The 25,081-nt window shown below is 24.7% G+C and carries 23 protein-coding genes; 5 read left to right on the top strand and 18 right to left on the bottom strand.

Features of this window, described 5'->3' with window-relative positions:
- The first annotated feature begins 7 nt into the window (after positions 1-7).
- The 3 genes from AAHM95_RS04970 to AAHM95_RS04960 are packed head-to-tail and all read left to right on the top strand — an operon-like array spanning position 8 to position 3,650.
- Complete coding sequence (locus tag AAHM95_RS04970) at positions 8-652, top strand: nucleotide exchange factor GrpE (protein WP_281748893.1); 645 nt, start codon at positions 8-10, stop codon at positions 650-652.
- Positions 653-666: 14 nt separating this feature from the next.
- Positions 667-2,514, top strand: a complete 1,848-nt coding sequence (dnaK, locus tag AAHM95_RS04965) for a molecular chaperone DnaK (protein WP_342274273.1) — start codon at positions 667-669, stop codon at positions 2,512-2,514.
- 20 nt (positions 2,515-2,534) lie between these two features.
- Positions 2,535-3,650, top strand: a complete 1,116-nt coding sequence (locus AAHM95_RS04960; RefSeq protein WP_342274272.1) for a DnaJ C-terminal domain-containing protein — start codon at positions 2,535-2,537, stop codon at positions 3,648-3,650.
- Positions 3,651-3,684: 34 nt separating this feature from the next.
- Here the strand turns inward: AAHM95_RS04960 and AAHM95_RS04955 are convergent, their stop codons facing one another.
- The 13 genes from AAHM95_RS04955 to AAHM95_RS04895 form a co-directional block, all read right to left on the bottom strand.
- Entirely contained in the window at positions 3,685-4,116 is a 432-nt protein-coding gene (locus tag AAHM95_RS04955; RefSeq protein ID WP_342274271.1) for a DUF1295 domain-containing protein, read from the bottom strand.
- A gap of 368 nt (positions 4,117-4,484) precedes the next feature.
- Positions 4,485-4,928, bottom strand: coding sequence for a hypothetical protein (locus AAHM95_RS04950; RefSeq protein WP_342274270.1), 444 nt, complete (start codon positions 4,926-4,928; stop codon positions 4,485-4,487).
- Positions 4,929-4,930: 2 nt separating this feature from the next.
- Positions 4,931-5,176 (bottom strand): hypothetical protein, encoded by a 246-nt coding sequence (locus AAHM95_RS04945; RefSeq protein ID WP_281747959.1) that lies wholly within the window; start codon positions 5,174-5,176, stop codon positions 4,931-4,933.
- Positions 5,176-5,316 carry a hypothetical protein gene (locus AAHM95_RS04940; protein ID WP_281749441.1) on the bottom strand — a complete coding sequence of 47 codons (141 nt, stop codon included), beginning with the start codon at positions 5,314-5,316 and terminating at the stop codon, positions 5,176-5,178. The genes AAHM95_RS04945 and AAHM95_RS04940 overlap by 1 nt, the downstream gene beginning before the upstream one ends.
- Before the next feature lie 101 nt (positions 5,317-5,417).
- Positions 5,418-5,660 carry a hypothetical protein gene (locus AAHM95_RS04935; protein WP_338975868.1) on the bottom strand — a complete coding sequence of 81 codons (243 nt, stop codon included), beginning with the start codon at positions 5,658-5,660 and terminating at the stop codon, positions 5,418-5,420.
- A 2-nt stretch (positions 5,661-5,662) separates the two neighbouring features.
- Positions 5,663-5,821 carry a hypothetical protein gene (locus AAHM95_RS04930; RefSeq protein WP_338975867.1) on the bottom strand — a complete coding sequence of 53 codons (159 nt, stop codon included), beginning with the start codon at positions 5,819-5,821 and terminating at the stop codon, positions 5,663-5,665.
- Positions 5,822-5,824: 3 nt separating this feature from the next.
- Positions 5,825-6,118, bottom strand: coding sequence for a hypothetical protein (locus AAHM95_RS04925; protein ID WP_281748863.1), 294 nt, complete (start codon positions 6,116-6,118; stop codon positions 5,825-5,827).
- A 2-nt stretch (positions 6,119-6,120) separates the two neighbouring features.
- On the bottom strand, positions 6,121-6,585 hold the full coding sequence (locus tag AAHM95_RS04920; RefSeq protein WP_281748671.1) for a hypothetical protein: 465 nt from the start codon (positions 6,583-6,585) through the stop codon (positions 6,121-6,123).
- A gap of 8 nt (positions 6,586-6,593) precedes the next feature.
- Positions 6,594-6,797, bottom strand: a complete 204-nt coding sequence (locus AAHM95_RS04915; protein ID WP_281748672.1) for a hypothetical protein — start codon at positions 6,795-6,797, stop codon at positions 6,594-6,596.
- Positions 6,798-7,141: 344 nt separating this feature from the next.
- Complete coding sequence (locus AAHM95_RS04910) at positions 7,142-7,450, bottom strand: hypothetical protein (protein WP_342274269.1); 309 nt, start codon at positions 7,448-7,450, stop codon at positions 7,142-7,144.
- 1,197 nt (positions 7,451-8,647) lie between these two features.
- Entirely contained in the window at positions 8,648-9,652 is a 1,005-nt protein-coding gene (locus AAHM95_RS04905; RefSeq protein ID WP_342274268.1) for an ABC transporter ATP-binding protein, read from the bottom strand.
- A gap of 20 nt (positions 9,653-9,672) precedes the next feature.
- Positions 9,673-13,668, bottom strand: coding sequence for an ABC transporter permease (locus AAHM95_RS04900; protein WP_342274267.1), 3,996 nt, complete (start codon positions 13,666-13,668; stop codon positions 9,673-9,675).
- 40 nt (positions 13,669-13,708) lie between these two features.
- A complete protein-coding gene (locus AAHM95_RS04895; RefSeq protein ID WP_338973642.1) occupies positions 13,709-14,572 on the bottom strand; it encodes a hypothetical protein in 864 nt (287 codons plus the stop codon).
- A gap of 118 nt (positions 14,573-14,690) precedes the next feature.
- Between AAHM95_RS04895 and AAHM95_RS04890 the strand changes: the two genes are divergently transcribed.
- Both AAHM95_RS04890 and AAHM95_RS04885 read left to right on the top strand, forming a co-directional pair.
- Positions 14,691-14,924 (top strand): hypothetical protein, encoded by a 234-nt coding sequence (locus AAHM95_RS04890; protein ID WP_342274266.1) that lies wholly within the window; start codon positions 14,691-14,693, stop codon positions 14,922-14,924.
- A gap of 365 nt (positions 14,925-15,289) precedes the next feature.
- Positions 15,290-15,514: a hypothetical protein gene (locus AAHM95_RS04885; protein WP_342274265.1), complete on the top strand. Its 225-nt coding sequence runs from the start codon at positions 15,290-15,292 to the stop codon at positions 15,512-15,514.
- 183 nt (positions 15,515-15,697) lie between these two features.
- On the opposite strand, the gene aspS is transcribed toward AAHM95_RS04885, so the two are convergent.
- The 5 genes from aspS to secDF all read right to left on the bottom strand — a co-directional run bounded on the left by aspS (position 15,698) and on the right by secDF (position 24,935).
- Complete coding sequence (gene aspS / locus AAHM95_RS04880; protein ID WP_342274264.1) at positions 15,698-17,440, bottom strand: aspartate--tRNA ligase; 1,743 nt, start codon at positions 17,438-17,440, stop codon at positions 15,698-15,700.
- Positions 17,424-18,716, bottom strand: coding sequence for a histidine--tRNA ligase (hisS, locus tag AAHM95_RS04875; protein ID WP_338975278.1), 1,293 nt, complete (start codon positions 18,714-18,716; stop codon positions 17,424-17,426). Before hisS ends, aspS begins: the two co-directional genes overlap by 17 nt.
- A gap of 260 nt (positions 18,717-18,976) precedes the next feature.
- Entirely contained in the window at positions 18,977-21,229 is a 2,253-nt protein-coding gene (locus tag AAHM95_RS04870; RefSeq protein ID WP_342274263.1) for a RelA/SpoT family protein, read from the bottom strand.
- 13 nt (positions 21,230-21,242) lie between these two features.
- Positions 21,243-21,764 (bottom strand): adenine phosphoribosyltransferase, encoded by a 522-nt coding sequence (locus AAHM95_RS04865; RefSeq protein WP_338977639.1) that lies wholly within the window; start codon positions 21,762-21,764, stop codon positions 21,243-21,245.
- 9 nt (positions 21,765-21,773) lie between these two features.
- Positions 21,774-24,935, bottom strand: coding sequence for a protein translocase subunit SecDF (gene secDF, locus AAHM95_RS04860; RefSeq protein ID WP_342274262.1), 3,162 nt, complete (start codon positions 24,933-24,935; stop codon positions 21,774-21,776).
- Positions 24,936-25,081: the final 146 nt, after the last annotated feature.

Genomic DNA, 25,081 nt, shown 5'->3' with positions numbered 1-25,081 from the left:
TGATAAAATGACAAAAGCTAAAAAAGATAACATTGATAACGTATCAGCAACAGAAACTAAAGATACAACTATTTCAACTCCTGTTACTGAAACACCAGTAAGTGTCGAAGAAGAAAAAATATCATTAAATAAAGAAATCGAATTAGAAACAAAAATTAAAGAATTAACAACAGAACTTAATAAAATTAATTCACAGCAAAAGCAATTAATGCTAGCTACTAGATTAAATACCATTAAAGAATTAGAAATTCAAAATAAAGAACACATTAAATATGCTAACCAAAAAATTATTAAAGATTTAGTTCATACTTTATTAAATTTCCAACGAGCACTAAACTTTAAAACTGATAATGCAGCAGTTCAAAATTTCCTAGTTGGTTTTAAATTTATCTATGAAGAATTAATTAAAGCACTTGGTAAAGAAGGTTTAAAAGAAATTACTGCTAAAGTTGGAGATCAATTTAATTCTCACCAACATGAGGCAGTAGAAATTATTAATGATAATACAAACAATGCTTATCAAAATGTAAAAAATAATACTATTGTTGAAGTTATAGCTAATGGTTATGAATTGCATAATCGTGTCATTAGCACTACTAAAGTTAAAGTTTTTCAAACTAAAGAAGAAAAAACAGAAACAAAGAAAAATTAAGGAGTGAAAATATTATGTCTACAAATAAAACAACAAATAAAGAAATCATTTTAGGAATCGATCTAGGAACAACTAATTCATGTGTTGCCGTAATGGAAGGTGATAAGCCAAAAGTTATTGAAAATGCCGAAGGTGGAAGAACAACACCATCAGTTGTTGCTTACAAAGATGGTCAAATTATGGTTGGTGAAGTTGCTAAACGTCAAGCTATTACTGATCCAGATAATACTGTTAGTTCAATTAAAAGAATTATGGGAACTAAAGAAACAGTTAAAGCCGCTACTAAAACACGTAAACCAGAAGAAGTGTCTGCAGAAATTTTACGCACTATTAAAACCTTTGCTGAATCAAAACTAGGTAAAAAAATATCAAAAGCAGTTATTACTGTTCCTGCTTACTTTAACAATGAACAACGTGAAGCTACTAAAAATGCAGGAATTATTGCGGGATTAAAAGTAGAAAGAATTATTAACGAACCAACTGCTGCTGCCATTGCTTATGGTTTAGATAAACAAGATAAAGATCACAAAATTTTAGTATTTGACTTAGGTGGTGGAACATTTGACGTTTCAGTTCTAGAATTAGCGGGTGGAACATTTGAAGTATTATCAACTAGTGGTGATAACAAACTTGGTGGTGATGACTTTGATGACTTAATTGTTCAACATTTAGTTAGTGAATTCAAAAAAAGTAATGGTGTTGACTTATCAAAAGATAAAATGGCAATGCAACGTTTAAAAGATGCTGCTGAAAAAGCGAAAAAAGACTTATCAGGAGTAGTACAAGCTGATATTTCATTACCGTTTATTTCAATGAATGCCTCAGGTCCATTACATTTAAATGAAAAATTAACACGTGCCAAATTTAATGAACTAACAAAATCACTAGTTGAAAGAACTATTGCTCCTGTTCGTGATGCCTTAAAAGAAGCTAAATTAAGCAAAAATGAAATTGATGAAGTTATTTTAGTTGGTGGTTCAACAAGAATCCCAGCTGTGCAAGAAGTTATTAAAAACGAAATTGGTAAAGAACCACATCGTGGTGTTAACCCTGATGAAGTAGTAGCTTTAGGTGCTGCTATTCAAGGAGGAGTATTATCGGGTGATGTTACTGACGTTTTACTATTAGATGTAACTCCTTTATCATTAGGTATTGAAACTTTAGGAGGAGTAATGACACCATTAATTTCTCGTAATACTACTGTTCCTACTAAAAAGTCACAAGTATTTTCAACTGCTGAAGACAATCAACCCGTTGTTGATATTAGTGTTTTACAAGGAGAACGTCCACTAGCTAAAGATAATCATTCACTAGGTCGTTTCCAATTAAGTGGCATCGAACCAGCACCAAGAGGTGTTCCACAAATTGAAGTTACTTTTGATATAGATGTTAATGGTATTGTATCTGTTAGTGCTAAAGATCTAAAAACTAATAAAGAACAAAAAATTACTATCAGCAATAGTGGTACTTTAAGTAAAGACGAAATTGAAAAAATGGTACAAGATGCTGAAAAGAATCGTGAAAACGATGAAAAACATAAAGAAGAAATTGAATTATCTAATCAAGCACAAGCCTATATTTATGATATTGATAAAATGACTGCTGAAGTTACTAAATCAGCAAAAGAAGGTGAAGCAGAAAATCCACAAATTGCTGAAATGAAAAAACTACGTGATGATTTACAAAAATCACTAGATGAAAAAAAATATGATGATTTAAAAGAAAAACTAGAACAATTAAAACAAGCGTTTGCTGCTGCACAACAATTTATGAACCAACAAAAACAAGAACCAACAGATCATATTAAAAAAGATGATAATAAAAGTGATGATGTTATTGATGTTGACGCAACAACTAAATAAAATAATTAGAGGTGGACAAAATGGCAAGTAAAAAACGTGATTATTATGAAATTCTAGGAGTTTCACGTAATGCTACTCCAGATGAAATTAAGAAAGCGTTTCGTACGCTTGCAAAAAAATATCATCCTGATTCACCAAGTGGTGGTGATGAAGCTCGATTTAAAGAAATAAGTGAAGCTTATCAAGTTTTATCTGATACTAATGAAAGAGCAAAATATGATCAATTTGGTCATGATATGCCTGGAGTTGGCAGTTCTTCTGGTTTTGGTGGTTTCGGTGACTTTAGTTCAGCATTTGGTGACTTATTTGGTGACTTATTTGGTGGTAATAGAAGACAACAACAACAACGCTATAATGGTAAAACACCAGGTGATAATATCCTAACAAAAGTTGAAATTAGTTATCGTGATGTATTCTTTGGCAAAAAAATGACCATTAGTATTAACATTGATGTTGCTTGTAAGGATTGTAAAGAAACTGGTGCTAGAACTCCTAATGATATTAGTAAATGTGATAAATGTAAAGGTAAAGGAGTTCTTGAATATGTTCAACAATCACCATTAGGTATGTTTAGACATCAAGGTGTTTGCAACCAATGTCAAGGACTTGGTAAAATTATTCGTCAAAAATGTTTAAAATGCAAAGGACATCGCTATTATATTGAAAATCAAAAATTAGAATTTGATATTCCTCGCAGTATTTTTGATGGTCAACAAATTAGAATTAAAGGTAAAGGTAAAATTGGTCATAATGGTGGCACTCAAGGCGATTTATTTGTTGGTATTAATATTAAGCGACACGCTTTCTTAGATCGTCAAGGTAGTGATATGTATATTAAATTACCAGTATCTTACTTAGATATTATTTTGGGAAATATTATTATGATTCCTACCTTTGAAGGAATAATTAAACATAAATTACCATTAGGACTACAATACGGTGACAAAATTACTTTAAAAAATCAAGGATTCTATTACCCTAATAGTAGTAAACGTGGTGATTTACATGTTATTCTTGATATACAAATGCCTAATAAAGTTACTAAAACAGAGCAAGAAAAATTATGAAATATTAATAACGAAACTAAATTTGATCCAAATGAAGATTTTGTTAATAGTGCAATAAAAAGAATTTAATAAATTAATATATAAAAAATAAGAACATATGTTCTTATTTTTTATATATTAATTTTTTCACTTTATTAATTGGACCTTTTTTACCAATATAACACATTACACAACTAGTTTCATTTAAATATTTGTAATAATCTTCATTAGAGTGGAACCTTTGTCATTGTTTTACTTCTCATATTGGTATGTCGGTAATATTAATTACTACAACATTAAAATACAACGGACTTAATAATCATAATAAATGATATAAATTATTTATATCACTATTAATATTTTTAAATAATAAATCACAAATAAACAATGCTGTCATCATATATCAAAACCCAATTTCTGCTAAATAATTAGGGTGACGACAATCTTTTCATAAACCATAATTAATAAAAAATAAATCATGTTTTTTCTTTAAGGAAAATCTAAACTTTTGTCAATCTGCAATTGTCTCAATAACTAAAAATAAAATAGCAAGCATAATAAAAATAAGTAAGTAATTATTAAATGTACTAGGACGGTTGTCAAATTTACGAAATAATTAATTATCATATTAGTAACTTATTTCCAAAAATGAATTATTTGAAAAATAATGAAAATTAGACAAAATTACTCTCTTTTCTTAAAACATTAAATTTATATTTTATATTCGACGTATTTAAAAAAATAAAATATACATTTTATAAGTTAAATTAAAATTATCAACAAAGGAAAAAGACAAGAAATAATCTTGTCTTTTTTTTGTAATTGTAAAATTTTAAAATTTTTAAGAACCCTCTTTAACGCTATTATCAACACGTGTTAGGGAACTAAAAAAGTGAACTACAACACAGTTGTTAAAAATAGTAGCTAGAGCATGTGGACTTGCATGGATAAATAAAAAGTGGAGTGATACCTAATAAAATATACTAACCAGAAATGGTAATTTGGTTCTTGTTTATTTAATAGTAATCATGGTGGACCTTCTGTTGTAGTAGTGATTGGAGTTGGTGTTGTTGGAATAATTGGAGTAATATTATTTTCTGTTCATTTACTATAATTTGCTAATCCAATTGTTCCTAAACCTAGTAATATTTTTTTACTACTATTAATTAGTTTAGTTTTAGTATTTGGTCTTTGATTTAAATTTCATATATCTAAACCTAATTTTTTACCAAATAATAAACTATTAATTGAACCTAATACTGGATTTGCAATTACTTGACCATAATAAGCACTTGTACCAATCATTGCACAAATTGGACTTATTCCAGTTCTAATTAATTTAGTTAAAGTATAATTATTTGTTTCCATTTTTATTCTCCTTTAATTTCTAATTTTTTAACTGTTACTTTAATTCAACCTTGATAAACATCATTATCACCAACTATTAATGCAACATTACTTTCTGGGTCAGAAACAATTATGTGTTTTGATTTAACATTTGGGTATTGTCTTAAAATAATTGTTCTAATATCATTACTTGTATGAATTGCTTTTGGAAATGGTGATAATATTTCAATTTCATCTTTATTTTCAAACAAAGTAGGTAATATTATCATTATTCAAATTCTCCATTTTCTATTTTTTTAATCAGTTCTTCACGTATTATTAAATTCGTTGCAATAATTGTTTGTTTTTCTCAATTATCAGTTTCCATAAATAAAGTTTTTAAATATTTAATTAATTTTTCTTTATTCATAATTTAACCTTTCTTTCCTAACTCTTTTATTTTGTTTTTGTTTACATAAGTTATTACATTTATGAGCAAAAACTCTACCATAACCACATTTATTATTCTTTTTAATTTTTATTATCATTATAAAATTCATTACTTTCTAAATATTCTAATATATTTGCATAAGTATCTGCTTTTGATTGAAATCATTTGTCTTCAACTTGATTAAAATTATTATAAAATTCAGATAAAAAAGATACTAATTTTTCTTTATTAATACAATTTTCATGTAATAATTTATCTTCTTTAATACTTTCAATTTTACCTATTTCATTAAATACTCATTGTTCTAACTCTTCTTTATTCATTATTATTTCTCCTTAGTTTTAATTTGATTAGAAATTTCACTTAATATTTTTAATACTTTATATTCATTTTTTAATTCTTTAATAATAAATATTAAAAATATTATTAGTGTTATGCTTGTTATTAATATTGGTACTATTAATAAAATTTTTCATAATATCATTTTTTACTCTTTTCATTTTTTAAATCATTTAACATTAATTGAACAAAATGCACGATTTTTAGGAATATTTAAAGTATTAAAAATTTGACCAGTTACTATAATTTCATCGTTTTTGTTTAATAAAATACAGCGTCTATAAAATTTTGGGTTGTTAAAAATTAAAGTAACATAGTTTAATCCATTTCATTGACCTCTAACACTATAATATAATTCTTTATTACCTTTTTCGTAATATTTTGCTTCAATAGTATTACTTAGTTTTACTGTTAATTTGACATAATTTGCTTTATCTTTCATGTTTATAATTTCCTTAAATAATTATCAAAAATTAATATTTTTTTATGATTTTTTAAATAATATTGAATATGCTTATAAGCATCTTGTTCATGTTTTGTTAATTTTATATTTCCTTTATAATTTGTTATTTTATTTTTATTTTTTGGTTGGTTTTCTAGATAATCTCAGTTGAAAACATCTTGAACTAATACCATTAATGCACCAATGATTTTAGGCGTTGATAATGGATTAGTTAGTAATTGTTTTGAATTTAAAAAGAAATTTTCTACAATAACTAATATTTTTTTATCAATAAATTTTTCTTTAATTAATTGAAATTTTTCTTTATACATATTTTTAGTTCATAAAACAGTTAATGTATTGAATGTTTCATTAAAAACAATATTATTAGTTTCATTTGAATATATAACAATTCCATTATTACCAATTCCAGCGGGGTCAATTCCAATAATTAAATCATATTGCATTAATTAAGTTAACCTCTAATAACTGTTTTAATAATTTCTAAATCACAATTACATCAACAATATTTACATTCTTCAATAAATTCTTTATGACCACAAACTAAATTATCTTTTTTTAAATCATCAATCAGTTTAATTAGTCCTATTTTAAATTCAATATCATCACTGTCTGGTATGCAAATCGTTCCTCTTTTAGTTAAATATTCTTTATCCATATTTATACCTCCTACTTAACCTAATATTTAAAATACAGTCATAACAAATCGCTTTACTATTTTTATCTCTTAAAAAATATTTTCTTGTTTTTATATCATTAGTATTAAAGAATAAATAATCTAATTTATTTTGTTTACATGTTCAACAAAAATATTTTTTCATTATGAGTTGAAATTTCCTTATAAGAAGTAACTAGATAATTAATTGGTAAATCATCATGTTTATATGGATTATTTATTTTAAAACCTTTTCTGTTTTCTTCTCACGTAATGTTATATTTAAAACAAGGATTAGTAATTTTAGTTTTGTTATCTGTTATTTCACCTATAAATCAACTATTATGCTATTCATAAAATGTTAATGGTTCAAGTTTTATATCATTAAGATAATATTCTTTGGGTGTTTCTGGTTTATTAACAGTTATTTTCTGTTCAGAAATATATGGTTCTAATAATTTTGTTAATTCATCACCATTTAATTCTCTTTTAATATTTTCAGAATTAAAAACCCAATATGTGTAATTATTATCAACAATAAAAGAATTATTTTTAATCATTCATTTTGGAAGTGATAATTTATATTCAACATAATCAATAAGAATAGATTGTGGTTTATCTTTAACAATTTGTTCTTTTTTAAATTCTATTTGCATAATAATCCTTTCCTAATATGTCCTGTTGCTTCTAGCATAAAGGACATATATTTTGATTTTTAAATTATTAATAATACTATTATTAGTTTTATTCATTCCAGAAATTCTGGGCTCAAAAATAAATTATGAAATTTTAAAAAACATTGAGGCATTCGATTCAATATTTATTTAATTTGCATTTAGCAAATTAATATTTTAATTGAACCGGCACCGCTCAATTTTTTTTACAAGTTTGAAATTTATTTTCTCGCCCAAAAATTTTTCAAAAAAAATAAAAAATAAAACCAACACTTGCTCACTGGTGAGTGGCAAGGTTGGTTAAATAAAGAATAGAATTAATACAATAGGTCCCTACAACAGGTCTATATATACTAGTTTCCAATCCGCTCCCACCCCAAGAATTACCATTAAATGGTTAGTATATTTTATTAGGTATCACTCCACTTTTTATTTATCCATGCAAGTCCACATGCTAGCTACTATTTTTAACAACTGTGTTGTAGTTCACTTTTTTAGTTCCCTAACACGTGTTGATAATAGCGTTAAAGAGGGTTCTTAAAAATTTTAAAATTTTACAATTACAAAAAAAGACAAGATTTTTATTCTCATCTTTTGTCATTTATTTTTAATTTAAGGATTTAAAAAAGAAAGGAGCTATTTTTAAAACTTTTTAGTTATCGACATCTTCGGTACGCTCCCTTTTATTTTTAATTGTATTAAATTAAGGTATGATTTTTTAATTTAATATTAAAATTTCTAAAAAGGAATATTTAACTTAGTTCTTCTATTTTAATATTACTATTAATATTTTTTTTGTTATCTACATTTTGCTTATTTTTATTATATAATAAAGAAATTCCTATTATTAAACCAATTAAATTTAATGTTAAAAATAATAATATGATGCCTAATGCATTATTACTATTACATAAACTTATACCTCAAATTAAAAATACTATTCAAATTACTAAACATATTCATATAATAAATGTAATTAAACCAATACTCATTGCCTTGCACCTTTTTCTTTCTAAAAAATAATTAAACTAAATAAAATATAGTATTTTCTATTAGATTCTTATAATTTAATATTTTTTTCTTTATACAAGTATTTACTCTATATAAATATAAGAAAAATGCATGAAAATATGCATTTTTCTTATATTTATTAAATCAACCCCCATCTATACCCTTTTCTTATGATCAATTTATTTCATTTGGTTTCATTGGTTTTTCATTATTCTTTACACTAATAATTTTACCATTTTTAACGTTAATAACAGTATTTGCAACATATTGGAAGTTAGGATTATGAGTAACCATAATAATTGATGTTTTATATTCTCGATTAACATCCAATAAAATCTCTAATACCTTACGCCCCATTTCCTCATCAAGTGCTCCTGTTGGCTCATCACAAAATAAAATTGTCGGATTTTTTGCTAGTGCTCTACCAATCGATACTCTTTGTTGTTGTCCACCTGATAATTGACTTGGAAATTTATTCATATGTTCATCCATTTCAATAACTTGAAAAATATCATCAATAATCATATTTTTATTTTTATTTTTAGCAAGATTTTCACCAACTTCAGCATTTTCACGAGCAGTTAAGTTAGTTAATAAATTGTATTGTTGAAAAATAAAACCAACATTATCTCGTCTAAATTTAGTTAAATGACTATCTTTTAATAAAGATAAATTGTATCCCGCCACAAAAACATCACCAGTATTAGGTTTATCCAATCCCGAAATAATATTTAATAATGTTGTCTTACCACTTCCCGATGGTCCTAAGATAACAACAAAATCACCTAATTTAATTTTTAAATTAACTCCTTTTAATACTTCATATTCTAAGTCTCCAGTTAAGTAAGATTTTTTAACATCAAATAATTCAATAACATTAGTTTGAGTATCAGGAGTATTATTAGTCATTGATATAATTTTACCTGCTAAAATTTCTTTTGAATGAGTTTTTGTTAATTTTTTAATTGCTTTTTGATTATCTTTAAAAGCTTGCAATTTGGCTTTTTTATCTTCTATTTCTTCCTTTGATTCTGGTTTATCATGAGATTTATGGGTTACTGGTGGTATTACACCTTCATTTTTAGATACTGACTTCTTTGTAAAACTAGATTCTAACTTATTTTTAGTTACTTGTTCACTTGAATTTTTAGTGTTTTTTTTATCATTTTTCATGTTTTTATTCCCTTCTGCTTTTAATCAATTTCATTTAAAGTTTTAATTGGATTAATCTTCTTCATGGCATATCAATCAATAATAAAGGTTGTTGCATAAATACCAAAGACAATTAAACCAACCACAAGCGGTAATCATCAAACAAAGAATAATGGTAAAACCCATGTTGTATTAGCAGCTAAATAGTTAAGAATAAACTTAACAATTATTCATCCTACGGGAAAACCAATAACAAACATAACAGCAATCACTGGTAAATACATACCAATAACAATATTAGTTATTTTTGCATCACTATAACCAAGTGTTTTCATTGTTGCTATTGTTTTACGATTTTCATAAATTACTAAATTACTTGTTAATAAAATAATAAAGAACGAAATGATTAATGAAAAGATAATAAATGCAACCAATACTGTATCAACTAAAGCAGTAATTTGATTTAACAACTGATGATGGATATCTTGTGGCGTAATATTAACAGCACTACCTGCACCATAACCTTGATAAGTACCAGAACCATCAGTACCACCATTTAAACCAAAAGCACTGTAATCTCCATACATTTGCGAAGTTGAAAATGAATTAGTTATATCTGGTAATGATTGCGAATTTGAAAATTTAAAATTAAAAATTGGATTTTCATTTTCAAATATTTGATTAAGTTTATAAATAACGGGATCATTTAATTGATTAAGAAAATTTTGATATTCATTAAATGATTTTAATTTACCAAAATCAACATCACAAGTTGTTTTTTTGTCTTCTCATTCTTTTTTAAATAATAAAAATAAAAATTCTTTTGTTTTATTAAATGATAAAACTTTATCAGCATTAGTTTTACTAATATAAGCATTAGGTTGACCATAACCATTATATATACCAACTACTTTATACGTTGGTGTTTTAGAACTTATCTTATCATTATAAGAATTAACAACCTTACCAGCAGTAACTTCTTTTAACATATTTGTAGCATTAATACCCATATTATCATAAGCCCCATCCTTTAACTCATCAACTTGTGTATAACCAGTTTGTTGTCTTAATAATGTTACATTATTAACATTTTTACTATGACCAACAATGTTATCAATATTAATTTTATCCAAATCAAAAGGTTTCAATTTATTATTATCTTTAAATTTCATAGTATTACCATTACTACTCATTTTAAATTCATCATTTATTTTTAAATTTAATTGTTTAGCAATCGTTTGATTAATAACAAGACTAATACTATCATCACTATTTTCTTGTTCTAAAAGTGGATTTAATGAAGAACCTCCAGCATCATATAATTGCATCATTGAAGGTTTGCCTAACTGTTGTTGATTTTGTAAACCATAAACTTTCATTAAATATTTGTTCTGTTTAAATAATTTTTCAGGAGTACCAATAAAGTAAGTTCCTAATTCATCAGTTTCTTTATCAAAAGGCACAACATTAAAAGCAACATTAAAAGGAGCATTGGGATCACTATAAGCTTTGGCAATATTTTGACGAATAAAATATGGGCTTTTAGTATAAGCACCTTGCACTACAGTTTGTCCCATTCTATTATAAAATAAAGCACCAAATCAAATTCCAACTTTATTAATTCAACTATCACGCTCTTTGTCACTAATTTCAGATGCATTATTATTCAATAATTGTGTTTCATTAGTTAAATGTCACGGATATAATTTATCGCTAGTATCAAAACTTAAATTATCAATATCATTAATAAAAGTAGGACCCTTACTTGAGGCATTTTTGTAAGCAGGAATATTACTATTTGCTCAATCTTTGAATTTTGTAATATCTAAATCATTAGGATTAGTACTAATCTTACCAGTCTTTGAAATCGTACCACTAATATTCATTGCCACTGTTGTTCGATAGTTTTGATAAAATTTTCTAATAATATTATAAGTATTCTCACTATAAAAACTGTTAATATTAGTATTTTTTAAAACTGTGTCATACATTGGTAATGCATTTGGTCAAGCCATTTGTACCATAATTCCAACAATCACAGAAGCATCTTTAATATCACTAGAATCTAATCCATTTAAAAAGTTTTTAGTAAGCATTTTACCATTTAAATACGTTAAACCAGTATATCCTAAATCACTAATAGCACCACCGGGATTAGATTCATCTGACATTGGAGCATATGCTTCAGCATTAATATTATTTTCTAATAATTCTTTAACAAAAGTATCATTTAATGGTCCAGAATTATCAAAACGTGGTGGATGTCAATATGTATCACCAGTAGTACTATCAACAGTAGAAGTATAAGTTCAATCATCTTTATTATTTGGATTATAAGTTTTATAAAAACTATATGGAGAATTATAAGTCGGAATGTCATATTCAACTAAGGAGTGATAATTCATACCAGTAAAAGAAAGTAATTTATTATCAGCCATAATTTTTGGACCAATAATAGATGTTGTCATTAACGTTGTTCCTAAAAACATAGTTAATGCTGCTGCTGCCATTTTTCCAATTGATGATGTAAATAGTGATAAACGGAATCTTGTTAAAAATCCACGATTAATACTTTTTGTTTTAATAATTCGACTAAAGCGAGAATTAACAGTAGCTGATTCGTTTTTAATTAAATCTATTGGTTTTTTAATAACTGTTAAAGCGCTAATAACTCATGCAATAATTGATAAAAAACCAAATATTAAAATTAAACAATATATAAATCCTAAACCATCAAAAATAAAACGACCAAAATCTAGATTAAAATAGTTGGCAAATGTTTGAACTATAATTACTTGTAAACCACTTGCTGGTAAAAACACTAAAATAGTACCAATAAGTGCTGCTACCATTGGATAAGCTAAAGATGTAATTAAAATTTTAATATTACTATAACCTAATGATTTTAAAATTCCAATTTGTGTTCGTGAATTATCAATATTTTTATAAGTAATTAATATTACTGTAATTCCTGTAATAATTAAAACAATTAACAATAAACCAATTAATAAACTTTTAAATCCAATAATAGTTGCATTCAAAGTAGCAGTACGATTATTAAATGTATACTTATTATTTCCTAACTTATATACTAAAGCAGCATCAGAATCAATAGTATTAATATATTTACTTCTTAAACTTTGTGAAATTAATTTAATATCATTAATTTTACCTATTGTTGATTTTCCAACAAAATAAATTTCGCGATCATTATCAGAAGAAATTGTGATTTTTTCATTAGCTTTATCATATGATCAAATATAATTATTTTTTTCTAACCTTTTACTTAAACCAAATTGCATTGGATCAACGTATAATAAACCTTCACGAGTTTTATTTGGAATTGGTGTAGTTTGATCAATAATTGGGGTTGTGAAATCAGCAGATACACCATATCCAACAATTTTTAATCAATTATAACTACTATAAGCAGCATCATTTAAATCATATCCTGAAACTTTTAAACTACTTCCTAATTGATCTGATTGCACACGAATTGTATCATTAATATGCAAATTATTTTTTTGAGCAAATTCTTTATTAATAACTACCTGTTTTCAACTTGGAGTTTTATCTGGATTTTTACTATCTCCTATTTGATAACCATCACTAATGATTAATTTATCAATACGAGCATCTTGATTATAAGTTAATATTTTTAAAATTCTAGGATTACTATTATTATCTAATTGCATAGTTCTGCCTTCAACACGATCTCATATAAATTCATTACCAGCATCATTTGCAATATTGTTAATATCAAAATCATTCTTTTCATCAACAGCAGTTGTTGATGTTGAGATTTTATTAGAAACAGTTTTTGGAGTAGTATTAGATAAATCAATAACAAAATCATGTAAATTAGATTTTGCAACTAATGTTGAATATTCATCAGAAATTCTTGCTAAACTTGTTTGCATTAATGAAAAAATAGTTGATGATAATAATACTAAAACAATTAAACCAACTAATTGAATTTTATTACGAAATGCTTGTTTAAACGCATTTTTAAAAAGCAAAAATGATTGTTTTTTCATATTCGTTCTTCCTTTCTTTTAAATTTTAAAACAAAAAAAGTTATTGAATTAAAGCCATTTTTCAACCATTAATTAAAGTTTTTAAATCTTGAATAGTTTTAGTAATAAGTAGTGTTAATTGGGCACTTAAAAAATAAGTTAAATTCTTCTTAAAAATAGCAATTAAAAGTTTTTTATTATTATCAGTAATAAAAACTTGGTGGTCAAAATTAGTAAACATTTGTTTTTTAAATTGCCATGTTAAAATGATAATTTTAGTTTTAGTATATGCTTTTACTGGAAATTGTTTATTAATAATATTAGGTAATGAAGAATTACTAAATAATGTCACTCAAGTTTTTTTCATTAAATTAAAAATTGTAAATAAATTATCACTAAACATTTTTCATGAAAAAAAACCTAATCAATAGTAAAAGAACACTAAAATTAGTATTGAAACAAAGTTATTTATTGATGGTAATGATATTTTAATCATAGTAAAATTAAATTGTAAAATAATGGCAATTATAATAATTGACAAAATAGTAAAACGCATCACTTTCATAATCTGATTATTATTACGGCTTAAAAAACTAAAACAAATAAATAAATGTAAAATTGAAATCAATGATAGCATTGGTAAACTTTCTAAATCTAAAAAATTAATATTAATTACCATTTCTTGAACTGGTAATAAAAATAAACAAAATTGTGCTAAAAATCATAAACTAAATTGAAGAATAATGATTTTTGTTTTATTAAATATTTTTTTATTATTAATACTATTTTTATGAAAATTAATAGTAATTAAAAAAGTTAATTTCATAATTAAAAGTAAAAAAAGAACTGGTAAACCAAAAAAAATAAATAATTGTTCAAAATTATTAATACTATTAATTTTTAAAATATTACTACTACGTAACATTATATTCACCTTTAAATAAACTTTGCTATTATTATAATTATAAACTATTAAAATTAAATAATGCAATTATTTAGTTTTAGATAGTGTTCAAATATTCAAAAAAAAGGAAAAAAAGAAAATGTTATGAAACTGCTGTATTAAATTCTTTAGTAATAATTTTGATAATGAATATCAATATTTACAACCTATGGATTCAAACTATATGTACTACCCCACTACTAATTATCAAACTACTACATCTACTACTAAAACAATAATTGTTGAACAACCAACTAAAAATACATCAACAGTTTTTGGGCGAATAACAAAAATGCGGAATAAATTATTCAATACTGTCTTTATTATTATTTAGACGAGAATAAATTAAGACTTTTGTTATGTAATTGTAAATTAATAATACTACTTAGTAAAAATAATTACAACTAAAATACAAATTATGAAATTTATAAATATTTAATTAACATCAATATACAACAAAAATTCTTATTAAATTTTAATTTAATAAGTTTTTATATTCTGTAATTAACATAAAAATATCTAAATTTTATGTTTTTAAATTTATTCTATTACATTTAGAAATAACCATTTAAATCTGTTTCTTCTTTAACTTTTGACAATGATGATAATATTTATGCAGGAGTTTGAACCGGTTCATATCAATCTCCTAGTAATGGTGAAGTTTACAAATGTTTAGCAGGAGAAACAAACTTTAAACCAATGTCTGGAATAAAAGGGGGAGTACTATCATTAGTTTTTAATAAAAATACAAATTTTTTATATGTTACTACATGAAACGGAGATGGAAAAACTAAAACTAATGATGGTTCACTTTATAAATGTTTAGCAACAAATAATGTCTTTACTTTAGTTCAAAAAAATTTACCAGCTATATGACATCTAAAAACCAAAGATAGTGAACCATTTATTGAACTTGAATATTAACAAATATCAAAAAAATATAATTGAAATTAATAATTATTAATTTAACATTATTGAAAAATTGATTTCAATTAAATTACATAATTAATCTCTAATGAAAAATAATTTAATTATTTTTCATTAGAGATTTTTAATATTTATATTTTCTAATTTTATTAAACTTCTAATCACTTTAAAATTAAAATTTTACTTCTTAAATTCCAAATTTAATATTGATAACTGATCAGATGAAATTTCACTAGGACTATTTGTTAATAAACAAATACCACGATTATTTTTAGGAAAAGCAATAGTATCACGAATTGATTCATTCTTAATTAAAAGCATTAATAAACGATCAATGCCAAAAGCAATACCACCATGTGGAGGAACTCCGTAATTAAAAGCTGATAAGAAAAAACCAAATTTATTTTCAATTTCTGTTTTACTTAAATCTAATAATTCAAAAATCTTTTTCTGTAATTTATAATCATGAATTCTAATGCTCCCACCAGCAATTTCAAAACCATTTAAAACCAAATCATAAGCATCTGCAGTTAAAGTTCCTAAATCTTTATTTTTTATATCTAATAATTTTTCAGGATTTTTTGGACTTGTAAAAGGATGATGACAAGCTTGTCATTTATTTTCTTCCTGTTCAAACATTGGTCAATCAATAATTCAAATAAATTCAAAGTTTTCAATATTATTCATAAAATCTTTATGATTAATTCGTTTTGACAAATCATTAATATAAAAACTTCTAATAGCACCCATAACTTTATTAGCAATATCTTGTTGTTCATATACGAAAATTAAAAAATTATTATTATATTTTATTTTTGATATTTCTTCTGATAAAACTAAATCATCAAACTTTACTTTAGAATTATTATGAATAATTTTTTTCTTAATTAAGTCATAAATTATTAATGTTTTTCCTCCATGCTGATTGCTAATTTCTGTTAATTTTTTTATAGTTGTTTCGTTCATTTTATCATTAACTATAAAACCCTTATAAATAAATCCATCACTATTATTGTTAATATTAATATTTATTAACTTACATATACAACGTAAATCGGGTTTATCACTACCATATAAATCCATTGCTTGATCATAGGTAATTGATGAAAATGTTGAAGGAATATTACCAATTTTTAAAGTATTAAAAAGACTTATTAGCATATTTTCTACTATTAATTTAATTTCTTTACTAGTAGTAAATGCCATTTCTAAGTCTAATTGTTGAAATTCGGGTTGTCTATCAGCACGAAAATCTTCATCACGAAAACATTTAGCGATTTGATAATATTTGTCAATACCTGATATCATTAATAATTGCTTATAAATTTGTGGTGATTGTGGTAAAGCATAAAAATGTTTTTTTTGAATACGAGCAGGAACTAAAAAATCACGAGCACCTTCTGGTGTTGATTTTGTTAAGCAAGGAGTATCAATTTCTAAAAAATTATTTTGATTCAAAAATGTTCGTAAACAACTAAGAACTTGGTGTTTAAATTTAATATTATAATTCATTGCTGGTCTTCTTAAATCTAAATAGCGATATTGTAAACGTAATTCTTCACTAGCAAGCGTATTATCATTTTTAATAACAAATGGTAAATTAATAGAATTGCTTAATATTTCAATATCTTTTGCTACTACTTCAATCATATCATTAGCAGTTTTTGCATCTTTATTTTTTCGTAAGACAACTGTTCCAATTACTTTTAAAACAGATTCAACTTTAACATTTTTTATTTCTTGATAATATCCTTTATCTGGTTTAACAATGACTTGTGTTGTTCCGTACATATCACGTAAATCAATAAAAATACCAAATTTATTAATACGAATATCTTTAACTCAACCACTAATAATAATTTCTTTTGTAATATCACCCTGCGTTAAATTACCACATGTATGAGTTCTAAAGAGTTTTTCCATATTCTTCATTCTCCTCTAATAATAGATTTTTAACCTTACTAAGCAATTGCTGTTCAGTATCAAAAATTAATTTTATCATTTCTTTTTTAACAAAAGAATAAAAACTAACCTGATTTTTTTCTTTTAAAAATAGTATATTTTTGGCTAAACTACGATCAATAATCTGTGACTTATTTTTATCTTGATATAAATTATATTCCATATCAATATGATAATTTTCTTTACGTAATTGTAATAATAAATCGGAAGCCATTATTAATCCTAATTCGCTTAAAGCAATAATTTGTAAATCAATAATTGGTGGTTTATTAATATTTTTATTTTCTACCAATAATAACATTAATCTTTCAATACCAATTGCAAAACCAATAGCAGGAATTTTTAATGGTGAGCCCAATTCATTAAATAAATTATCATATCTACCACCACCAAGTAAAGTATTTTGACTTTCACCAATTCGTGAATCAATAGTAGTTATTTCAAAAATAATACCATTATAATAATCTAAACCACGAACTAAATGCTCATCAATAATAAAATTAACTTTATTATTTTTTAAACTATTAATAATAGTTGTAAAATATGTTTTTTCTTCATTAGTTAAAAAATCATTTAAATATGGTATTTCTAAATTTAATTTAGTACAAATTTTACAATCAAGAACTCTTAGTGGTGATACATTAACTCTAATTTGACAATTTTCACACAATTGCTTACTTTGATTTAATAATTGTTCTTTAAGTGCTATTTGATATTTATTTTTTGTTTCATTAGATCCAAAATAATTAATATTTAAAGTTAAATTTGGTATTGAAAAACTTTTTATCATTTCTAAGGCCATCATCATTACTTCAACATCAACTAAAGGATGTTTAACACCAACAGTTTCGATACCAAATTGATTAAATTGACGTTGACGCCCTTTTTGAGGTCTTTCATATCGAAACATCGAACCATAATAAAAATACTTTAACGTTTGCTTAGATTTATATAATTTATTTTCAATTATAGCACGAACAATACCTGCTGTTCCTTCAGGACGAAGAGCTAATAATCTATCATTTTTATCATTAAATTGATAAATTTCTTTCTGAATAATATCAGTTGTATCTCCCACAGCTCGTAAAAATAGTTGAGCATTTTCAAAAATAGGAGTAATAAATTCTTGATAATTATATTTAATTGCACACTGTGTTAAAGATTTAATAATATTACGATATATAATAACCTCTTCATTATACATATCACGTGTTCCTCTTGGCTTTTGAAATTGCATACTTTTTTTTACTCCTTTTAATAAAAAATAAATCTTCTAAAAAAACGTTCCTTTATTTTAGGAACGTTTCTTAACGCGGTACCATCCTAATTCATTTACAAAATAAATGCACTTAATTATAATTTATCATATTTAATTAATTAATAATACAAGCTATTTAATGTCATAAAATTAGTTAACCAGTGTTTGCACCAACCACACCGTCTCTTAATGTTTACCCTAAATTTACTTTTAAATACTGAAAATATTATACTAAAATATTACATAATTATTCTGTTTATTGCAATAATATCAGGAATTTTTTTAATTGATGAAATAATTTGATGTAAACGTTCAATATTAGAAACTTTAATTAAAATTTTTAAACTTCCATGATTTTCCTTAAGTTTATTATTAGCATCAATACTTTGAATTTGTGCCTTTAAATAGCCCAAAATATTTAAAACATCAGTCATCAATGCTGGTCGATCTAAATATTGAATTTGAATTTTTGAATTATAAAGATGATGACTGGTTGCTAATAAATTTCACTTAGTATCAATAATACGTTCTTTCCGCTCTGGCAAACTAACATTAGGACAAATTAAACGATGAACTTTAATACCTTGCCCTTTAGTAATATAACCCGCAATTGGTTCATCAGGAATAGGTAAGCAACAATGAGCCAATGATGTTTTAGTATTGGGGGCATTTTCAATAATAATTTCATTATTACTACTTAAATTCATTGTTGTTTGTTGTTTAGTTTTTAATTCTTGAAATGTTGCTGAATCACTATATAAAATAGTAGTAACCGTCTGTTCAATTGTATAAGTTCCATTAGCAACATCTAAGCAAAAATCTTCATACGTTTTATATTTTAATGATCTAATTCTTGACATAATAACATTACGTTTTGCAATTTTTCAACGAATGTGATTTTCAATAATATATTCTTCTATTTTTTCCTTTGTTTTTTTTATTTTCTCTTTGTTTTCTGTATCTTTAATTTTATTTTCTTGATTAAATTTTTCTTGCTGATTATTTAAATATTTTTTTATTTTATGTTGAGCAAAATTGGTCTTAACAATATTTAATCAATCACGAGAAGGACGTGCAGTTTTAGCAGTTTTAATTTCAACAATATCCCCTGATTTTAAAACAGTATTAATAGGAGAATAAATACCATTTATTCTTGCACCCACTGTTGTTTCACCAATTTCAGTATGAACTTTAAAAGCAAAATCTAAAACAGTTGAACCAAATGGTAATGTTATAACATTACCATTTGGAGTTAATACATAAATTAAATCACTAAAAATATCTTGTCGAATTTCTTTTTCTAAATTATTATCTTTGGCAATATTATCTGCTAATATGTTTTCATCAACATTTGGATTTAAGTCATTTAAATTTAATATTTCTTGAAAAATATTTAATTTTTCATCAATTTCTGCTTGACGTTTCTTAGGATTTTTATTTTCCCCTTCTTTATATCTTCAATGCGAAGCTGCACCTGCTTCAGCAAAATCTTCCATTTCTTCAGTTCTAATTTGTAATTCATAAATTTCATTATCAAAAACAACAGATGTATGTAATGATTGATACATATTATTTTTTGGTGTTGCAATATAATCTTTAAATCTACCCGGAACAGGAGTAAAACTTTGATGAATATAACCCAAAATGGCATAACAACTATCAATAGAATTAGTAACAACTCTAATTGCTAAAATATCATGTATATCATCAAAATCTTTTCCAAAATAATACATTTTACGATAAATAGAATATAAGTGTTTACTACGACCATAAATTTTAAAAATTAAATTTTTATGTTGTGATAATGTTTTACTTAATTCTTTAATAATTTCATTAACTAATTTTTCACGTTTTTCACGATCTAAATTAATAAGGTTATCAATTTTTTTATACTCTTTAGGATGTAATACTGCAAAAGAACGATCTTCTAGTTCTGATTGTAATTTACGCATACCTAGACGATGAGCAATAGAAGCATAAACTTCTAAAGTTTCTTTAGCAATAATTATTTGTTTTTCAGGATTTAAAAAATTAATAGTTCTAATATTATGTAAACGATCTGCCATTTTAATAATAATGACACGAATATCATGAGCTAAACTTAAATATAATTTACGTAAATAATTAGCTTTAATTTCATTTCTTTTTTCTTTTGCAAAATGGCTAACTTTAGTTACAGCTAAAACTAAATTAGCAACTTCCAAACCAAATTCTGCTACTAACTCATCAAAAGTTGTTGGTGTATCTTCTAAAATATCATGTAAAAATCCTGCTTGTATTGAAGAGACATCTAAATGCCATAATACTAAATTGTATGCTGTTGATAAAACATGATAAACATAAGGATCACCATTCTTTCGATATTGATCTTTATGTTTTAATAATGCATATTCATAAGCTACTTTAATTTTTGTAATTTGCTTAGGATCTTTGATAAATGTTTTTGCTTCCGCTAATAATTGATTAAAATCTTTACAAGTTAAATTATTCATTATTTAGTACTTATTAAAACTTAATTATTTCTAACAGCGGAATATTATCAAAATGATGTTTATTAGCAAATTCAGAAAGCGAAATTAAAGCAGCAATACCAACTGATTGAGCGTTACTTTGCTTTATTAAATTAAGACAAGCATTAATTGTCCCTGAAGTTGCAATCAAATCATCAATTATTACTACTTTATCTTTTGTTGAAAGTACATTTTGCTGCATTTCTAATATAGCAGTACCGTACTCTAAATCATAAGTTACTTTATAGGTTTTACCTGGTAATTTACCTTTTTTACGTGCAAGAACTAATTTAATACCCAACTTATATGCTATAGCAGCACCAAAAATAAATCCTCTTGCTTCAGGTGCTAAAATTGCTGTTGCTCCACATTTTTTAATAAAATCTACAAAAATATTAACAACACTTTGAAATGCTTCTGGATTACTTAATATTGGGTTAATATCTTTAAATTGGATACCTTTAATTGGAAAATCAGGAATATTAATAATAATTTTTTTTAATGATTCTTTTGTCATTGCAACCACCTATTCATTAATACCTTTAATAACATATTCATCTGCACCAATGAAATGTTTTTTAATTTTATTAATACGTTTTTTATATCTATAAACTCTTCATTTCTCAAAATAAGTTCAAATAAAAGGAGCAATAAAGTAAGATGATACTAAACTTACTATACAACCTATTAATAATGATAAACTAACTATTCAGAAACTAGGAATAATAAACATAACAATTACTGATGTTATTAATACTACACCATTAATAACTAATGTTCTTGGTAAAGCCTTTTGAACACTTTTATTTGAAATTTGAATTATTTCTTCTGTGCTAATAACTTGTGTTTGATTATTATTAATCTTAATTTCACGAATATTATCAAAAATTGACATAATACTAATTATTGTTAAAATCATTACTCCCAATAATATTCCAACAATTGAAGTAGAAATTACAATTTGGAAAATACTAATAATAGCAAGTGTCATTAGTAAACTAAAAATAATAGCTAAAATTAAAGGAATAACATAAGTCAATTGAAATCTAATAATAATATAAATTAAAATAACAATAAAAGATAAAGCAATTGAAATAATCATATTAACTAATAAATCTACACCTGACTTAGCAACAACTAGATCAATTTCTCCTCATTGTAAAATAGATTCTTGTTTTCAATTTCTAGTAATCTCTCCTAAAAAATTCTTAAACCTTTGCTGCATACTTTGAGAATTTACTGTTGTTTGAACAATAATCTTAAACTGATATGGTTTTCCTTCACCACCAGCAATTAAGGAAAAATTAATATTTTTAAAATATTTACTAAATTGACTATTATTTTGAATTTCTTTATTAATAAAATCTTTTGCTAATTCTGCTTCTTTAATAATATTGTAACTAGGATCACTTGGATCTTGAGTAATTGTACCCATTCCAACAAAATCAGTTCGTTGATCAAAACCAGAACCAAAATTAGAACCAATTACACCATAAGTAATACCTGAAGCAAGAACAATAACAGCAGAACCTGAAAGAATTCATTTTGTTAATTTATGAAAATAATTTCAGTTACTTATTTTAAGTTTTGAAAAAACATTTTTAAAATTAACTAATATTTTTTTGTCTTTTGCTTTAACTATTTGAATTTTTAACGGTTTTAATGCATTAATTAATTCTTGTTTCAATTTATTAATTTCTTGTGAAAGATTTAATTTTAAATCTTTTACTTTTGACTTATAAACTGATCTTGATTTACTATGTTCTTTTTTTAATTGCTGTTTATCAACTTTAAATTTTTTAATTAATTCTTTAACTTTATTTTTATAATTAATTTTAAACTGACATTTTTCTGAAATTAATTGTTTTTTTATTTTTTTATCATCAGTTTTAATATTATTTGTATCTATTGAATTATTTAAAACTATAGTGCTTTTTCTACTAATATTATTAGTTCCTAAAAGTTGAGGTTTATTTTCTAACCAGTTATTTCGTAATAATGTTCATAACATTAATCTTAATAAGATAATTCCAAAAATAATTACACCAAAAGTAGCAATAGAAGTCATAATAATAAAACCTTTGATAGCACGAGTTCCAAATCAGAAAATAGTTAAATTAACAATTAAAATAATAGCGCTACAATCTAATGAAGAAGATAATGTTTTCTTATTTGCTGATTTAAAAGCACTAATCAAAGTTTTACCTTGCATATATTCATTTTTAAAACGTTCCAACAAATTAATAATCGTATCTAATAATAGTGCAAAACCAATAATTAAAGCAATTACGCTTTCAGGAGCAATTATGCCATTAATGAAAACAAAACTAACAATAGTAAATAATAAAAATAATGATATTATAATTAAAACAATAACTCCTAACATACGATAATAAAACAGAACAATAGTCATAAGAACAAAGGTAACTAATATAATAATAACTGCAATTTTTAAAGATGTTGCACCTAGCGTTGGACTAACATTAGCATAAGATAACATAGTAAAATTATTTTTTGACAATCCTGATGTTAAAACACTTTTCATTTGTTCAACTGTTTCAAGATTAAAAGTATCTGAATTAATTGAAATACTATTGTTAGTTACTTTAACTTCACCAACTCAATATGGAATATAACGATAATCAATAACATCTTCATGTAAAATATCTGAAACATCTGGTAAACGTAATAAATCTTTAATATAAGGCAATCATGCATTCATAGGTGAACCAACAATAGGGGAAGCAAAAGGATCAAAGCGATTAGCAGGATCATATGTATTTTTTTCATCATTAGTATCAACAGAAAGATTATGAACTGAACCTAAATTATCAGAATAAATTCAATTAATACCAAATTGACCATTTTGATTAGGATTTAATAGTCGTGCTAAAATAGGGTCTTGTGCTTTAGCTCTAGCTAAAATATCAGTACCTTTACCAAGACCTGGTGTATTATTATCTAATAATGATGTTAATGATGCTTTAATCTTACCATCAGTATCATTTTTAAGATTATCAATTATAAAAGCAAGGGAGCGAATACCCTCCATACTACTTCGAATATAATCTAATAACTGACCAATATCTGAATAAATGTAAAATGTATTTTCTTTGGCAGAAGTAAGTTCTTTTAAAACTGAATCATTTTTAACATCAAAAACAAGTTCTGGGCGATGAGTAACAGAATTATTAACAGCTTTAATAGCAGAAAACACATCACTAGTTAATAATCTTTTATCTCTTTTTGTTCAAGTAGTATCTTTGTCATCTTTCTTTTCGGTTGCTAATAAGTCATTACCATCTTTATCAACAATATAAGAATAACCACGTCGTGATACACTATGAACAAAAGTAGAAATATCAACTCCCGCATCTTTACTCAACGCTAAATTATACTTATTATTATTACTGCTAGTAATGCTTTCAATGTCAACGTTACTAGTACCTAAAGGGTCAACTCTGTCTTTTAATAAATTAATAACATCTTTTTGTTTACCTTTACCATCATATTGAACTTGTGTTTGATAACCACCAGCAAACTCAATACTTAATTTACTATTATTTTCAACATATTTAGCACTAAACACTACTGAAATTATTATTGTAGAAACAATAATTATTAAACTAAAAATTCTTAAAAAAAATCCAAGATTTTTAGTTTTTCTTGTCTTAAAAGAAGTGTTCATATTTCTTCACTCCTAAATCAATTTATTTGTATAAACATAGATTGTATATTATTTAAGCACTATATAAGAATAGCAACATTCGTTATAAATAACAATTGTTTTACAGTAATATCAAAAATAATTATTGAGGCTTTTTAATAATCTGT

It is taken from the genome of Spiroplasma endosymbiont of Phycita roborella, from assembly GCF_964031195.1.
Lineage (GTDB): Bacteria > Bacillota_I > Bacilli_A > Mycoplasmatales > VBWQ01 > Spiroplasma_E > Spiroplasma_E ixodetis_A.
Note: the sequence above shows the minus strand (reverse complement) of the source record. Positions and strands in the feature narration are given on the sequence as shown.